The 15,468-nt window shown below is 61.9% G+C and carries 12 protein-coding genes and 1 pseudogene; 5 read left to right on the top strand and 8 right to left on the bottom strand.

The features are described from left to right. Positions 1–598: 598 nt before the first annotated feature. From JQ558_RS16520 to JQ558_RS16500, 5 genes are all read right to left on the bottom strand, one after another. On the bottom strand, positions 599–1,711 hold the full coding sequence (locus tag JQ558_RS16520) for a hypothetical protein (protein ID WP_212294248.1): 1,113 nt from the start codon (positions 1,709–1,711) through the stop codon (positions 599–601). Between the two features lie 257 nt (positions 1,712–1,968). Continuing rightward, positions 1,969–2,586, bottom strand: coding sequence for an Isoquinoline 1-oxidoreductase subunit (locus tag JQ558_RS16515; RefSeq protein WP_212294247.1), 618 nt, complete (start codon positions 2,584–2,586; stop codon positions 1,969–1,971). 22 nt (positions 2,587–2,608) lie between these two features. Then, entirely contained in the window at positions 2,609–3,133 is a 525-nt protein-coding gene (locus JQ558_RS16510; RefSeq protein WP_212210087.1) for a (2Fe-2S)-binding protein, read from the bottom strand. Continuing rightward, on the bottom strand, positions 3,130–5,904 hold the full coding sequence (locus JQ558_RS16505; protein ID WP_212294246.1) for a xanthine dehydrogenase family protein molybdopterin-binding subunit: 2,775 nt from the start codon (positions 5,902–5,904) through the stop codon (positions 3,130–3,132). The genes JQ558_RS16510 and JQ558_RS16505 overlap by 4 nt, the downstream gene beginning before the upstream one ends. 30 nt (positions 5,905–5,934) lie before the next feature. Then, positions 5,935–7,026: a hypothetical protein gene (locus JQ558_RS16500; RefSeq protein ID WP_212274824.1), complete on the bottom strand. Its 1,092-nt coding sequence runs from the start codon at positions 7,024–7,026 to the stop codon at positions 5,935–5,937. Positions 7,027–7,349: 323 nt separating this feature from the next. Here JQ558_RS16500 and JQ558_RS16495 point away from each other — a divergent pair, with 323 nt between their 5' ends. The 5 genes from JQ558_RS16495 to JQ558_RS16475 are packed head-to-tail and all read left to right on the top strand — an operon-like array spanning position 7,350 to position 12,379. Then, positions 7,350–8,327: a tripartite tricarboxylate transporter substrate binding protein gene (locus JQ558_RS16495; protein ID WP_212294245.1), complete on the top strand. Its 978-nt coding sequence runs from the start codon at positions 7,350–7,352 to the stop codon at positions 8,325–8,327. Between the two features lie 26 nt (positions 8,328–8,353). Further along, entirely contained in the window at positions 8,354–8,824 is a 471-nt protein-coding gene (locus JQ558_RS16490; RefSeq protein WP_212210083.1) for a (2Fe-2S)-binding protein, read from the top strand. Further along, positions 8,821–10,962: a molybdopterin cofactor-binding domain-containing protein gene (locus JQ558_RS16485; protein WP_212294244.1), complete on the top strand. Its 2,142-nt coding sequence runs from the start codon at positions 8,821–8,823 to the stop codon at positions 10,960–10,962. The genes JQ558_RS16490 and JQ558_RS16485 overlap by 4 nt, the downstream gene beginning before the upstream one ends. Beyond that, entirely contained in the window at positions 10,959–11,666 is a 708-nt protein-coding gene (locus JQ558_RS16480) for a substrate-binding domain-containing protein (protein WP_212294243.1), read from the top strand. The genes JQ558_RS16485 and JQ558_RS16480 overlap by 4 nt, the downstream gene beginning before the upstream one ends. A 26-nt stretch (positions 11,667–11,692) precedes the next feature. Then, positions 11,693–12,379, top strand: a complete 687-nt coding sequence (locus tag JQ558_RS16475) for a cyclase family protein (RefSeq protein ID WP_212294242.1) — start codon at positions 11,693–11,695, stop codon at positions 12,377–12,379. Between the two features lie 46 nt (positions 12,380–12,425). On the opposite strand, the gene JQ558_RS16470 is transcribed toward JQ558_RS16475, so the two are convergent. The 3 genes and pseudogenes from JQ558_RS16470 to JQ558_RS16455 form a co-directional block, all read right to left on the bottom strand. After that, positions 12,426–13,151, bottom strand: a complete 726-nt coding sequence (locus JQ558_RS16470) for a Crp/Fnr family transcriptional regulator (protein WP_212294241.1) — start codon at positions 13,149–13,151, stop codon at positions 12,426–12,428. A gap of 279 nt (positions 13,152–13,430) precedes the next feature. Next, positions 13,431–14,306: pseudogene (locus tag JQ558_RS37255) on the bottom strand (Bug family tripartite tricarboxylate transporter substrate binding protein). A 319-nt stretch (positions 14,307–14,625) separates the two neighbouring features. Further along, on the bottom strand, positions 14,626–15,465 hold the full coding sequence (locus JQ558_RS16455) for a phosphodiesterase (RefSeq protein WP_212294238.1): 840 nt from the start codon (positions 15,463–15,465) through the stop codon (positions 14,626–14,628). Positions 15,466–15,468: the final 3 nt, after the last annotated feature.

Below are 15,468 nucleotides of genomic sequence, written 5' to 3'. Positions count from 1 at the left end.
GCATCAAAATCCGCCGTCGCCGAGTAGCTTTATCGGCGGGCACACCGGCGAAAACAGCAAATAAGCCATGCATCAGGCGTCGAGGCCCCCCTTTCGCGTGGAGCGCGGTGCCTCCGCCAGCGCGTTCACGCGCCTTCGATGCGCTATCGGCGCACACCGCGGGGGCCCGAAACACAAAATCGCGAAAACAACCCCATGCAAAGAAAACAACCCTTTGCAAAGTAAGAGAATAACCGGCACCGGACACCCCAGAGAGCTACGATTGACACGTCGGGCACATCAGTGACACTTCTTCATCATCCCCCAATTTTGGCAAATGCACGCCCGGCGCGCGGCGCAATAGTGCGGCTTGCGTCAAGAGCAGCCAACCGGCTAGGCCGAGCACTCATAAGTCGCCATGTCCGCTTAGCCCCAGAAGCGGCAGAAAAGCAGACATTGGAGAACCGCCGTTTAGTGCCAAACGCAGACATTTTTTCCTGAGAACCGCAATTCGGCGGGCTCCCCCGGTTCATTCCGGGCGCGGTCTGAAAAAGCTACGCTTCGAAGCGTCGATTTGGCACAATTGCGGGCGGCGGTCGCCGGATGCGCGTTTCGCCGTCTACAACAGAGCTTGAAGCAGGTCTTCGAATTCGCCCGCCGTTAGGCGGCCGCTGTTTGCGAGGTTCTTCAGTCGTTGGACAAATTGCGCGGACGCTGCCAGCCGCTCCTCGCCCCGTAGCTCAGCGAGCCACTCCGGATCGTCACCCTCATACAGCAGCATGTCTGAGATGAGCGGGGTCTTTGCGAGCACATCATGGCTGCTGGCCGGCCGCGCTTCGTACGCGTCAAGCTGCCGCCATGCTTCGAGGCGACGTTCGAGCCGGGCGCGGAAATCCTCGCGCACCCTCGCCTGGAGCTCGTCCGCCGTGTAGGTGCGCCAGCCCAACGAGCGCATCATCTCCTTCATTCGCAGGACATGCTGCGCCGCCTCGGCCTTGGTCGGCGCGACTCCCGGATAGTCGCCGAACTTGAAGTCGAGATAATCTTCGCCCTTGTTGCGAAGGCACGCGAACATATGGTGGAGCCCCTCGAACAGGCCGATCTCGCGGGTGCCGGTCCGCATCCATTCAAGGTGGGCCAGCATGTGGTGGGCGACGGTCGCGAATTTGTCGTCCGCCAGCGCCTCGACGAACGGCCGGTGCAGAGCAAGGTCGCGTTCGAGCTGAGCGCCGATCTCGACCGCCGGGGGATCGTATCTGAGGTCCTGCGAGGCGCGATCGACAAACACGACATCGTCCGCTCGAATGTCGACGTCTCCCATGATCCAAATCTTGTCGCCGCTGCCCTTGCGCCGCCACCAAGGCACAGTCCTGCTCTGAACCATCCCTCGCGTTCCATCGGGCAGCAGTGCATTTTTCGCCCGAAGGGGGCTCGGCGCCGTGCCCCGGGAGCAATTCCAGTAGACCACAGCAACGCTATGTCGCGTGTGGCACTCGAACTGGTTAGGATCTGTCACGATTGGCGTGCGCGTATCGGCCGAAAAACCAGCCCATGGCGAATACTTCCGGTCACGCAGCGGCTCGCCGATCCATCGCCAGATAAGCTTCGAATGCCACAAGCGATCAAGCCATCTCTGCAGCATCCAACAGGGACGGTGCAACATGCTGTAGCGAAGCTGCTCGAGCAGCGTCAGGTCAAACTGCAGAAAGCGCTGATAAGGATACCTGCGCATGTCGCCTCCTCTCGGCCTGCGGCGAGCATGCGGGATCAACGTTAAATCGGTTTTAAACTTTGAGGCGCCCGGCGCGTCATGACCGATGCTTAGTTTTACAGTAGTAGGGACATCCGCTCGGTCCGCAGGTCCGGCGGTCGGTCGATGTCGCGATTTTTTAGAAGTGTTTTATAGCTTCGAAGGTTAGCTTCGGGTCAACAGCGGAAGAACTCGAAGTGAGCATAACGAGTCCGCTTTCAAGGGTGTAGCTGCCGCGATCACTGTGCGGGACAGGCCGCGCCTGACTTCACCCAGGCCTCGACCAGCGCGCCGGCCTGTTTTTGCGTACCGGGCGCGGGGCTGCGGCCGGCGCCCGGAGCCCAGGCCCAACCGACGAGCGTATCTTCGCCGATGTGATCGATCATATCCTCGGGCTTGCGACCGCCGTTGCGCGCGGGATCCTTGAGCTGCGTGCAAATTTCGGCAACCGTCTTGCCTTCCCATGCCATTTCACGCGGTGCGAGATGCCATTCCGGATGACCCGGCATGCGGCCGGGCTCGAAGTTCGCATTCTGATGACAAGTCGAGCAACGCATCGCCGGAAGTCCGTGGCCATCGATGCCGCGCGCGACTGGTGGCTGATGCAGGCGGCTCTCATCGCCTTGCCGCGGACGGTCAGTGGCCGGATGGCAATTGGTGCAGCGCGGATGGGTGAGCACTTTGCCGAGTTCAGTGAACATCGCCGCCGATCGCGCGTTCGTATCGGCAATGGATGCGAAGCTCTCGGGGCTGGCAAGGTGCTGGGGCGCGGTTTCGGAAACCGCGTAGCCCGCAAGCATGTTCGTCGCTACGGTGGCGATAGAGACGAGAAGCTGAAACCGCAGTTTCGATTTCATGTCGCCTGGTCCTCGCGTCCGGTCATTGGGTCGCCACAAGATAGCGCTTGGAATCCGCGAGGATCACGTCACGTACAGCCTCATGATATTTGACATAGCCGGTGCAGCGGCAGATGTGTCCGTCGAGTGCTTCCGCAATGGTTTTTTCGAGTTCCGCGCGCGCGACCGGCGCCTTCGCCAGACGCTCCAGCAGCACCTGTCCCTCGTTCAGGAAACCGGCGGTGCAATAGCCGCACTGGAACGCGAAGTGTTCGACAAACGCCTTCTGCAGCGTCGTAAGCTCGCCATTCTTCGCATGTCCCTCGACGGTACGAATAGCCTTGCCGTCGAAACTCACTGCCGAAACGACGCAGGTCGGGCTGGTAAAACTCGTTCCATCGAGGTTGTCGATGATGACGGCGCAGCTCAGGCACTGCGCAGCGCCGCAGCCGAACTTGGTGCCGGTCATCCCGAGATACTCGCGCAGGAAATCGTTCATCGAAAGATCGTCGCGAACATCTGTTGGGCCGTGCGCGCGGCCATTGATGGTGATGCTCAATTTGGTCACGCGAGCACTCCCTTGAGCAGGCCGGCGGTCACCGGCAGGGATTGGAAACGGCGGCCGGTGGCGTCGAAGATGGCGTTCAGGATCGCCGGCACCACCGGAACCATCACGACTTCCGCCATGCCCTTCGGCGGCTCGTCCGGCGTCAGCGGCGGCAATATCTCGGTTTCGAGGTCATGCAGCGGCAAATCCGATCCGCGCGCCACAAGATACTGCCCGAGATTCCACTGGCCGTTGCCGGGACCACCCTCGTAGGGTGGCAGGTTCTCCAGCAACGCATAACCAACGCCCATCGCAAAGCCGCCTTGCGCCTGGCCCAGCACCACTTCGGGCACCAATGCGCGGCCACATTCAAATACGTTGTAGGCCTTGGCGATACGCAGCACGCCGGTCGCGCGCTCAATTTCGACGCGGACCAGCGTTCCGCACATCGAGGTGTAGGTGTTGCCACTCTGGTTGTTGACGGCTGGCGGGAATCTGACGCTGACCCGATCGATCCGGGCGAACTTGCCGCTACCCTTCCGTACCGCCAGCGCATCGATTTCGGCGCGATATTGTTCGCCGTTAAACGGAAAGCGCGCACGCGACCACTCCCAGCGGGAGAAGCTGTGCGCCATGGCGCCGGTCACCAGATTGCGTGTATGCGCCTTCGCGGCCAGTGCCGGCAAGGGCAGCGCGGCAAGACCGGACATAACAAGCTGCCCGTCTTTCCATTGCGCCTTCGCCCAATCCTTGGCGCGCGGGTCGGTCGGAGCGATGTTCCACAATTCAAGCGCCGCCGGCCACAGGCCGAAGCGGAAGATGACACGCGCCGCCTCGGCCGCCGAATGGGTTCCAACATGCGCGCCGACCGAGGCGCTGGTCGCCGTACTGATCGCGGGCACCCAGCGCGGGTCTTTCTCTGCCCGATCCTGCGTCTTCTGATCCATGGTGTAGGGATCGCCCGACGTGACCAGCCCGAGGACATCATAGCTATCGACGCGTGCCACCGAAACTTCGTCGGCGACTATGCCGAGATGGATCGCGACCCGGTTGGCCAGCGCCGTGCCAATACCATTGCCCATCTCGACATGGTCGCAATAGATCGTAATCCGGCCTTCGTGCGAGAGTTCGACACGCCCCAGCGAACAGTCGGCGCCGGCGCCGTAGTCCTTGGTCACACAGGCGAGCCCGGTGCCAACGAGGGTGCCAGACCGCGCTGCCGCCTTCTGCTGCGCGCGCTGCTGCCAGATCGGATGCTTCTCGAGCTTGTCGAGCATTTCCGTGGTGCGGACCGAGACGCTGTAGCGATTGCCGCACATGGTCCGGCCGTCGGGCTTGAGCGCGTTGCGGCGCCGGAATTCAATCGGATCGAGCGGCAAGGCAGCTGCGACTTCGTCGATCAGCACTTCCAGCGCGGTCATACTCTGCAGCGTGCCGTAACCGCGCATCGACCCGGCCGTGACGCCACGGGAATGCACCACAACCGTGGTCACATCGACTTTGGGAATGTCGTAGATGCCGATCGCTGCAGTCGCGGCAACGGTTGCCACGTTGACAGAAAAGTTCGCAAGGCCACCGCCATCGAGCACATGGTCGGCGGCGAAGGCCGTGATCTTGCCGGTGCTCCGGTCGACCCCGATCCGGGACCGCATCTTGAAGGGATGGCGCTTGATGCCGGCCTGAAACTGTTGATAGCGGTCATGCGCCAGCCGGACCGGACGGCCAGGAAAGAACATAGCCGCCAGCGCCACATAGAGGACGAACGGGGTGTGGTCGCGGCCGCCGAACCCGCCGCCGACATAGGTGAACTGGGCATTGATGCGTGCCGGCTTGAATGGAGCGCTCGCCTTGCCGAGCATATGCTCAATCGATTCAGCCGCCTCGTAGGGAGACTGCACGCCTAGGACGAGTTCCAGGCTTTCGCTTTTGTTGTTGTACCAGGCGATGCCGGCTTCCGGCTCGAGAAACATCGGATCGACGGATTGGGTTTCAAACTCGCGATCCAGCATCAGCAGATTGGAATTTTTCGCTGCGAGTTCGCTTCGAATTTGTTCGCCGTAGACCGCGGCCTTGGAGTAAGGCGCCGGCGTGTCCTTTGCGAGCGGCGACCACACCGGGAGTGGCGAGATCTGGGAGCGTCCCGGGCTGACCCAACCTGCCTGGATCGGCGAATAGACATCGGGCGCATCGGGCGTTGCGCCGGCCACCCGCGTGAAGCGATAGGCACCGTAGCTTGGTATTGCGACCGGGCCGGTCTCTTCGCCGAACCTGACGAAGGTCCCGTCTCGCAACGCCAGCCGCGCCCGGTCGAAGGCGTCAAACGTCTCGAAGATCAACAGCGCGACCGGCTGCCCCATATAGATCGGCGTCTTGCCGACCGGACAGAACAGGTCGCCGGTGTAGAATGCTGGAACGCGCGTGCCGATCTTGTCGAGGTCATCAGCGGTCACGACCACCGACGGCTTGAGCGCGCCGCTCAATCGCGCCAAATCCATTCCGATATAGACATGCGTGGCATCTGGCGCGCGAACCAGGATCGCGTGCGAGGTGCTTTGCGGCCAGCCCGGCAGGTCGGACGCGCGGAAATCAGACGCGTAGAGTTTCGCGCCGGTGACTTTAGCGACGCCGTCGATGCGGCCAGCACCATTGGCCGCCGGGTTCCAGCCCTCGCGTCCCGGGAGTGAGGCACGAGGGGGCAACCCGGCCGCTTCCGCCGACCCCAAGCGTGACAGGCTGAGCGCGATGCCGCTCGCCGACACCCATTTCACAAATTCGCGCCGCGAAGGCCGCATGTTCCTACCTGTCGGTCAACACTATCGGAACTACTTCAGATCGGCGATCGACGCGGGACCCGGCCCGGTTGTCACCAATGTCGGCCATTGCTTGGAGCCGAACGGAACGACGGGCGGCAGGAACGGCGTCATGCCGCGCTTGCCGGTTTCCGCAACGATCGCGACACGCGCGTCGCCTCCCATCAGCTCGTAGTCCATCAGATGATAGTTGCCAAAGAACAGCGAACCGACCGAGCGATCCGCAATGATGCGGGTCAAGGATTCCAGCATGTCTGCCGGCGTCGTCGTGAACGAAACCGTCTCGATCAGCAGCAAGCGGCTGTTGATCGCGTCAGGACCGAAGAATTGCGCCAGGATGCTGAACAGAACGTTGTTCTGGCGAGCCACATAGATTGTGTTGCTCGCGGCATAGGTCTTGTCCCAGTCGGCGCCGAGTTGCTTCTTCCAGTCCGCCAGCACCGTCATCCAGTGCCCGACTTGTGTCTGCGCCGCCCAAGCCACGTTCTTCGCCAGATACGGCGCCTGCTTCTTGCCGAAGGCTTCGAGCGCGGCGAACGGCACGACGCCCTTGGCGACGCACTCGTCCATGAACGCGAGGTTGTTCTGCAAGATGGTGCGGTTGTTGTCGCGCCAACCGGGTTCCATCGGCGTGGCGTCGAGGCCATCGAGCGCCGATTGCATGCGGCTGCGATAGGCCAGCATCGCCCCGCGCCAGGATTTGTCATCGGGGTTGTCGACATAGGGGCCGACGACCTGGGCCAGCGCCATCGTGCTGTGGCCGACCGATTTCAGCAGTTGATAGACGATCGGCACCTGCGGCGCATCCATTGGCGCCATCCCCGGCCGGTACAGGATCATCCGACCGCCGGCGCCCGAGAACAGGGCGAGAATCACCGGATGCTTGTCCAGGATGTTCTTTTGGAAGATCTTTGCTGCATTGCCATAAAGCTCGAACATGCCGGTGTTGAGCGCCAGCATATCCCTAGTCGCGATATCCGAGACGGTTGCAGCCGATTTACCCGAGATCGGCGCCATATAGGCCGGAAGGGTCTGGGCATTGGTGACGGCGCTACTGCTGGCGAGCAGTAGGGCAGCAACAGCCATGCAGGGGAAGAACTTCATGTCACGCTCCTCGCGACGGGGTGTTCTGGATCAGCAGTCAGTTTCCCACTCTCAATGATTCTATTTGCGTTGGCCACGCCAGCGTTGCGTCGATGATGCAGATGGTTGCGGCTTGATTGATGCAAAACGTCAAATAGGAACGTCAAATAGGACGAGGCACTTCCGAAAGGGGCTGGGGATCAATGGGTTCAAACAAACCAGCAGCGCGACGAATGTCGCATCTGAAGGTACTGGCGGTCACCGCGCGGATCGCTAGACTTCCCTGAAGCCAGATTGGGCCGGCAACAGGCCAAGCAGAACAAGGCTGGGTTCGGGAGGTTGAAATGATCCGCTTGAGATTGGCGCTTGCCCTGGCGGCAACGCTTTTCGCGGCACAGACCGTTCTTGGGACAACAGGCCTGGCGCAGGACTATCCCTCAAGGCCAGTCCGGGTGATCGTCCCGTTCGGCGCCGGTGGCCCTGCCGACGTCACCGCCCGCCAGATCGGCAGTATCCTGCAGGAAAGCTTCGGCCAGCCCTTCGTGATCGAAAATCGTACCGGCGCCGGCGGCGTCATCGGCACGGTCGAGGCGGCCAAGTCACCGCCTGATGGTTACACGTTGCTGATGATGTCGAACACCCAGACCGCCAATGAGTCCCTGGTGCCGCAGCGCAAATATGAGCTGATGCGTGATCTCGCGCCGATTGCACCGGTCAACTACTCTGACCTCGTAGTCGTGGTTCACCCTACGGTCCAGGCGAAGACGCTGCAGGAATTCATCGCGCTAGCCAAATCGCAACCCGGCAAGCTGAATTATGCGTCGTCCGGCCAGGGCACGCCGTATCACATGGCCGGCGAGCTGTTCAAAACCATGGCCGGCGTTGATCTCGTGCATGTGCCCTACCGCAACAGCGGCGAGGCGCGTAGCGGCGTGATTGGCGGCCAGGTGCAGATGATGATCGACGCCGTTCCGACGATGACGCCCAATGTCGCGGAGAATCAAGTACGCGCGCTGGCGACCACCGGCAAGACGCGCTCCACGGTGCTGCCCAACGTGCCGACGACGATCGAAGCCGGCGTTGCCGGCTATGAGGCGACCATCTGGCTGGGATTGATGGCGCCGGCAGGAACGCCAAAGACGGTCATCGACAAGATCAATGCCGCCGTGAACGCCGCGGTGAAACGGCCGGATATCGTCAAGCTCTGGACCCAGCAGGGCGCGGTTCCCATGGCGATGACGCCGGAAGAGTTCGACAAATTCCTGCGCGGCGATATTGTGAAGTGGGCTGAGGTCGTCAAGAAATTCGACAAGCCGCAATAAGAACCGCCAGCCAGGGTCTTCGCCCGATGCCAAGCGTTCGATTTCGCCTTAATGGCGTCGAGACGGATGTCGACGCCGATCCCGATCGGTCGCTGCTGGACATTTTGCGCGGGCAGCTCGGCATGACCGGATCGCATTTCGGCTGCGGCGCGGGTGAATGCGGCGCCTGCAACGTCATGCTCGGCGACCACGCCGTGGCGGCCTGCGATACGCCGCTGTGGTCGGTGGCGGACAAGGACATCACGACCATCGAGGGCTTGGGAACGGCTGAGCGACCGCATCCGCTGCAACGGGCCTTTATCGCCGAGCAGGCGCTGCAATGCGGTTATTGCGTCTCCGGAATTCTCATCAGCGCGGCCGCGCTGCTGAAACGAAATCCCGCGCCCACCAGCCGCGAGGTGAAGGAGGCGCTCGACGGTAACCTTTGCCGTTGCGGCTCGCATAATCGCATGGTGCGGGCGGTGCTGCGCGCAGCCGACGAGATGGCGGCGGAATGAACCAGCCAGCGCCGAGCCCGTCCTCGCCCAAATTGCCGGTGAATCTCGCGGCAAACCCGAACCTGTCATCCTGGTTGAAATTTTCGCCGCAGGGACAGGTGACGGTCTCGCCGGGCAAGGTGGAGATCGGGCAAGGTATCGTAACGGCGCTGGCCCAGATCGCCGCCGACGAACTCGAAATCGATATTTCCCGCGTGCAGATGATCCGCGCGTCGACCGCTGTCAGCCCCAACGAGGGCGTGACTTCAGGCAGCCTCTCCGTGCAACAATCGGGACGCGCGATGCGGCATGCCTGCGCCGAGGTACGCCAGATCTTTCTTCAACTGGCATCGGAACGGTTGGGTGTCGACATCGCCTCGCTCGGTGTCGAGGACGGCACCATTTCCGGGCCGGGCAATGTCACGACGAGCTATTGGGAGCTTGCGGAAGAAGTCTCGCTCGATCGCGACGCGACGCCCGATGTGAGACCGAAGCCGCCCACACGCCGCGCCCTCGCCGGAAACTCGGTGCAGCGGATCGACATCCCCGACAAGGTATTCGCGCGACCGCGCTTCATTCACGATTGGGCACTGCCGGAAATGCTGCACGGCCGCGTGTTGCGGCCGCAGAACGCGCGCGTGAAACTCACCGGGCTAAAAGACGACAGCGTCCGCGCGATGGCCGGCTTCGTCGCGGTGGTGCGCGATGGCAGTTTCGCGGGCGTCGTCTGCGAAACCGAGCATGGCGCGGAGGCAGCGCTGCAAGCCTTACGCAAAGGGGCGGTCTGGACCGACGGTGAGCCCCTGCCCGATGAAAGCGATTTAGCTGCATTCCTGAAGGCCGAACCCTCGGAAACAACGATCATCGATAAGCGAACAGCATCGTCGCCCGGCGCCAAGAAGCGGACCCTTCAACGGCGATATACCCGCCCCTATATCGCTCACGCCTCGATCGCGCCCTCCTGCGCCATGGCACAGTGGAATGGCGACCGCGTCCACGTCTGGACCCACAGCCAGGGCGTCTATCTCCTGCGCACCGATCTGGCGCTGGTTCTCAAATTGCCGGCCGAGAGTATCATAGTGGAGCATCTGGAAGGCGCCGGCTGCTACGGACACAATGCGGCCGACGACGTTGCGCTCGACGCTGTGTTGCTCGCCAAAGCCACCGGCGGCCGGCCGGTTCGAGTGCAATGGTCGCGCGAAGCCGAGATGTCGGATGCGCCGCTTGGCGCGGCCATGGCGATCGAGATTGAGGCCGATCTCGACGCAGCGGGCGAGATCATCGACTGGCGCCATTCCATCTGGAGCAACGGCCATGTGGCACGGCCGGGGCGCGCGGCGCAACCGGCGCTGCTGGCGGGATTCGAGCTGGAGAACCCGTTTCCGCGGATGATCTCGACCAATCCACCGCAGGCCAATGGCGGTGGCGGCGATCGCAATGCCGTACCGCTCTATGACTTCCCATCATGGCAGATCGAAAGCCATCGCCTGACGACGATGCCGATCCGCACCTCCGCGCTGCGGACGCTGGGCGCGCAGGGCAATGTATTCGCAATCGAAGCCTTCCTCGATGAGATCGCCGCCGAGCGCGGCGAAGATCCGGTCGCGTTCCGACTACGTCATTTGGGGGACGAGCGGGCCAAGGACGTGATCGGCGCTGCTGCAAGGCGCGCCCGGTGGAAGCCGGAGAAGCAACCCGGCATTGGCTACGGCATCGCCTTTGCCCGCTACAAGAACACCGGCGCCTATTGTGCCGCGGTCGCCGAGATCGAAAGCGCCGAGGATATCCGCGTCCGGAAGCTCACTCTGGCGGTCGATGTCGGCGAAGCCATCAATCCCGACGGCGTCATCAACCAGATCGAAGGCGGTGCGATCCAGGCCACCAGCTGGGTGTTGAAGGAACGCGTCCGCTTCGACCGCGAGCGCATCACCAGCACCAGTTGGACGGAGTATCCGATCCTTCGCTTCAGCGAGGTGCCGGAGGTCGAAGTCGAACTGATCCAGCGCCCGGAGATGGACCCGGTCGGCGCCGGCGAAGCTGCCCATGGTCCAGTCACGGCGGCCATTGCCAACGCTGTGTTTGACGCGCTTGGCGTGCGCATGCGCCATCTTCCTATCACGCGCGAAAGTATCATCGCTGCCATGGAGCAGGCCCCATGAGCAGCCTGAACATCCTGAGCGGCGGCGCGGCACAGGGACTGGTCGGCAGCCTGGCTTCGACATTCAAGGCGCGGACCGGTTTCGATATCGCGGGAGAGTTTGGCGCGGTTGGCGCCATGGCCGACAAATTGCGCAAGGGCATATCGGCCGACATCGTCATTCTGACCACGGCGATCGTGGCCAAGCTTGCCGAGGAGAAGCTTGTGGTCGCCTCGTCGATCGCAAATGTCGGCTTGGTAGAGACCGCCCTCGCCGTTCGCGCTGGCGATCCTCGGGTTACGGTCAAGGATACCGTAGGCTTACGCGAATGCTTGCTTGCATCGGATGCGATCTACGTTCCAGACACGGTAGCCTCGACCGCCGGCATTCACGTCGCGAAGGTTCTGGCGCAACTCGGCATCGCCGACGAGGTCGCTGGCCGGCTCAAGATTTTCCCGAACGGCGCGACCGCCATGCGCGAAATGGCGACTTCCGATGCGCGACGTCCGATCGGCTGCACGCAATCGACCGAGATCATCAGCACCAAGGGCGTCAGCCTGTCCGGAACTCTGCCACCCGGCTGCGAACTCGCGACTATGTACACAGCTGGAATCGCTGCCAATGCTGCCCACGCTCCGCAGGCGCAGGAATTGATCGGCTTGTTGATCGGCGCAGGGCAACAAGAACAACGCGAGCGCGCAGGGTTTATCAGAGGCACGACTTAACAGCTTCTCCCCAAGGGTATCCTACCGTGAAGATCGTCGACCTCAGCCGAGAACTCTATCACCGCACGCCGAGCTATCCAGGCCATCCACCTGTCATGCATGGCGTCTGGAAAACGCACGAAGAATCCCTTGCCGAGTCCGGCAACGTGCACGGACTTGCATCGATGTTCATCTCAATGGTCGATCACGCCGGCACCCACATCGATGCACCCCGGCATTTCGGCAAGAGCGGCATACCGATTGATCAGTATCCGCTGGAGAAATGCATCGTCCCGGGTATCTGCCTCGATCTGCGCCACATCGCGCCGCGCGCGGAGATCACTCCTGCCGAACTCGAGGCAGCCGTGACAAAGGCCGGCGTGCCGGTACCGAGGGGTGGCACCGTGCTGCTCTGCACCGGCCATCACGAACGCACGTTTCCCCGCAAGGAATATTCGAGCGATAATTCTGGTGTGAACGTCGCCGCGACCGAATGGCTGGCACAGCAGGGCGTCGTGCATTTTGGCATTGACTCGATGCGGCCCGGTCCCGAAGGCGACGTGAACGCGCTCGTTCACAAGGCCTGTCTCGACCTCGACATCACCCACATCGAGAGCTTGTGCAATCTGGAAGCGCTGCTCGGTAAAGGCCGGTTCACCTTCATCGGCCTGCCGATGAAGTGGCGCGGGGGCACCGCCTCCCCGATCCGCGCTGTGGCCGTGTTCGACCTGTAAAAACAATATCGCGAAACGCGCCGAAGAATTGGCCGGCTGCACGCCGCTATTCGCCTTCGTCGCCAGATCCGGCTTCGGCCAAAGCCTGCAGCGGCTCGGCCTTCAGTACAACGATCGCGCCGTGCTCGAGCCGCACCCAGTCGCGCGCCGCCCACGCCCGCAACTGCTTATTGATGCTTTCTCGCGTCATACCGACCATCTCGCTGATTTCCTGCTGGGTAATCGCAATGGTTCGGCCCTGCGGTTGTTTCTCGGTTAAGCGAAGCAGCGCGCTGGCCAACCGACCCGGCAAATTTTGCAGGATGACCTGTTCGACCTGATCGCTGGTCCAGCGAATCCGCGTGCACAACAGTTCGATGAACTTCATCGCAAGCCCCGGCTGGCTGCGCACGAAAGGAATGAACTCGCGCCGGTCGATCGTGAAGAGCTCGCAGGGGGTGTTCGCAGTCGCGTCTGCCGAGCGGACAGAGCCGTCAAGCAGCGCGATTTCGCCAAAAATCTCCCCCGCCCCGATCAGGTTCAGGATTGCATTGCGGCCATCGGGCGACGAAATACTGATCTTCACCGTGCCGGAGATAACGGCAAACAGGCTGTTGCCGGGATCTCCCTTGGCGAAGATCGTCGCTCCCCGCTTCAGCGTGACGTGTTTGGCGTAACGGCAGAGTTGATCGAAGGCTTCGGGCTCGAGGTCGACAAAATAGGGATGCTTGCGCAAAACTGACAGTTTGCTGCTCGAAAATCCCTGAGCTTCACCCGTCCTTTGTTGAGGCACGCCAGTCAAACTCCAGAAACTGTTCGGGATGTAGCTCTTCCGTAATCAACGCCGGTTGGCTTTTCAACCGGAAAGCATCCTACTGCGTCGATTTGGCGGCCAAAACACAAAGGCAACCCAGGCATTAACGCTCCGATAACCCTGGAACGGGCGATCGGATAGTACGGCCATTGAGCTATCCCGTCACGCGGAAATAGCCGGACGCCATTGAGGCACCAGTTTCGGCCTCTAACGGACCTCGCCGGCGCTACGCTGCTCCGATCGCTTCGCTCCGGCGGCTTATTCGTTCGCGATTCCCATTTCCTTGATCACGCGCGCGTATTTGGCAAGCTGATCACGCGTCATGACACGCAACTCTTCAGACGAACTGCCGCGCACCGCAAATCCCAGCTCCTCCAGCTTGCGGCGTACCTCGGGATCACCGACCGCCTTCAGCGCCTCGGCGTTCAACCGAGCGATGATCGCCTTCGGCGTGCCGGCAGGCGCAAGAATCGCAAACCAAGAATTGAAGAAGAATCCTGGCAAGCCGGATTCAGAGACGGTCGGCACGTCGGGGAATTGCGCCAATCTTTTCTCGGTAGTCACTCCGATCAGTTTGAGCTGGCCGCCGCGCACCAGGGCAGCAACCGTGCCGATCCCCTGGAAGCCGACTGGAATCTGACCTGCGGCGACATCGGTGGCAGCTTGCGTTGCGCCCTTATAGGGCACGTGAGTCAGCGATATGCCGGCCGCGGAAGCAAACATCGCCATGGCCAAATGCTGCGGGCTTCCCGGGCCACCCGAGCCCTAATCGATCTTGCCAGGCGTTGCTTTCGCGGCTGCGATCAGATCCGCCGCGCTTTTGAAGCTGGCCCGATTGCTGGTGACCAGCCCCCACTCCACGGTTGCAACCAGCGATACCGGTTCGAAATCCTTCAATATGTCCCAGCGCATCGTGGACTGCAGGTTGGGCACCATGGTCATGACGCTGTCGTTGAAGCCGCCGATCGTGTAGCCGTCCGGTTCAGCCCGCGCGACCTGCTCCGCCCCGATCATCCCTGAAGCGCCAGGCTGATTCAGGATCACGAACTGCTGGCCCATATTGTCGGCCATTTTCTGCGTCACGATCCGCGCCGCAACGTCGACGGCACTCGCTGCAGCCAGCGGCACAATCATCTTGATGGGCCGGTCCGGATAGGATGTCTGTGCGATTGCATGGGAGCTCAGGAGCAGTGCGAGCGCCGGAATCAACGAATGGAGCAGGCGCATTTCATGATTCTCCGCAGACGGTCAGGATTTGGGATATGGGCCACATCTTCCGGAGAATGATTGCTCCTCCACGCCAGCTTGGCAATCTGGTCGGCAGCGAAATGAAGAATGAGCCGGTGCGTCAATCGACATGCGAGGCAAGAAGGATGGCCCGGCACGAGGGAAGCTATCGATGGCGGAACGATAATTTTGAGAAACGCCGCCGAAGGGTAGGCTTAAGAGCCTCCTAAAGCAGTTTCCCATCTGGCCCGAAAAACGGGTGCGGACCGTCAAACGCCCCAATCGGCACCTGATGAGTGACGATGCTGCCGAAGTCCTCGCCCGGAAACCAGCTGTGGAGGTGAAAGGCCGGCGGCTCCACCTTGAACGAGGGCCCGCGGAGCTCAGCAAGGTCAAGATCGACCGCGTGGTTCGGCGCCGGACAGATCGTGGTCGGCACGCCCGCAAACATCGTCAAGGCCGCGCGGTGAATATGACCGGTCGCGATGAGTTGCACACGCGGATGACGCCGAACGATGAGGGCGAGTTCGCTCGAGTTGAGGAGATTCTGGCGATCCATGTGCCAGATACCGGCCTTGAACGGCGGATGATGCAGAAACAGCAGCGCTGGCCGATCGGGCGAAGCCGCCAGGGCCGCGTCAAGCCAGCGCAGCGTGGGCTCTTCGAGTTCGCCATGCGGCTTTTGGTGTACGCTTGAGTCCACCAGCAGCAGATCCAGCCCCCCGATCTCAATCCTCTGATTGAGCGCCCCAGACGCCAAGGCATATGGAGCGGAGGGGAACGCATCGCGCATCAACTGACGCGAGTCGTGATTGCCGGGAATGCCGGCGAATGGGAGTTTCAATGGCGTCAGCAGCCGCTTAAGCTGCTGATATTCCTCAGCCGTCGGCGTATCTGCCAGATCACCTGATATCACCACAAAATCAGGTGCCGGCTGAAATTCGTTCAACGCCGCGACGCAACGCTCCAGGGCCCTGGCAGTATCGACCCGGCCATAGGCGAGCGAGCCTGGCGGCTTGATATGCAGATCGGAAATTTGGGCGATACGAACCGGTTTTGGCGACATTGG

It is taken from the genome of Bradyrhizobium sp. AUGA SZCCT0160, from assembly GCF_018130105.1.
Lineage (GTDB): Bacteria > Pseudomonadota > Alphaproteobacteria > Rhizobiales > Xanthobacteraceae > Bradyrhizobium.
This window is presented reverse-complemented; position numbering and strand designations above follow the sequence as displayed.

What these genes read in the sequence shown, in the direction of transcription:
- JQ558_RS16520 (WP_212294248.1), bottom strand. Translation starts at nt 1,711, where the DNA reads ATGCGCAGGTATCCTTATCAGCGCTTTCTGCAGTTTGACCTGACGCTG.
- JQ558_RS16515 (WP_212294247.1), bottom strand. Translation starts at nt 2,586, where the DNA reads ATGAAATCGAAACTGCGGTTTCAGCTTCTCGTCTCTATCGCCACCGTA.
- JQ558_RS16505 (WP_212294246.1), bottom strand. Translation starts at nt 5,904, where the DNA reads ATGCGGCCTTCGCGGCGCGAATTTGTGAAATGGGTGTCGGCGAGCGGC.
- JQ558_RS16500 (WP_212274824.1), bottom strand. Translation starts at nt 7,026, where the DNA reads ATGAAGTTCTTCCCCTGCATGGCTGTTGCTGCCCTACTGCTCGCCAGC.
- JQ558_RS16495 (WP_212294245.1), top strand. Translation starts at nt 7,350, where the DNA reads ATGATCCGCTTGAGATTGGCGCTTGCCCTGGCGGCAACGCTTTTCGCG.
- JQ558_RS16490 (WP_212210083.1), top strand. Translation starts at nt 8,354, where the DNA reads ATGCCAAGCGTTCGATTTCGCCTTAATGGCGTCGAGACGGATGTCGAC.
- JQ558_RS16485 (WP_212294244.1), top strand. Translation starts at nt 8,821, where the DNA reads ATGAACCAGCCAGCGCCGAGCCCGTCCTCGCCCAAATTGCCGGTGAAT.
- JQ558_RS16480 (WP_212294243.1), top strand. Translation starts at nt 10,959, where the DNA reads ATGAGCAGCCTGAACATCCTGAGCGGCGGCGCGGCACAGGGACTGGTC.
- JQ558_RS16455 (WP_212294238.1), bottom strand. Translation starts at nt 15,465, where the DNA reads ATGTCGCCAAAACCGGTTCGTATCGCCCAAATTTCCGATCTGCATATC.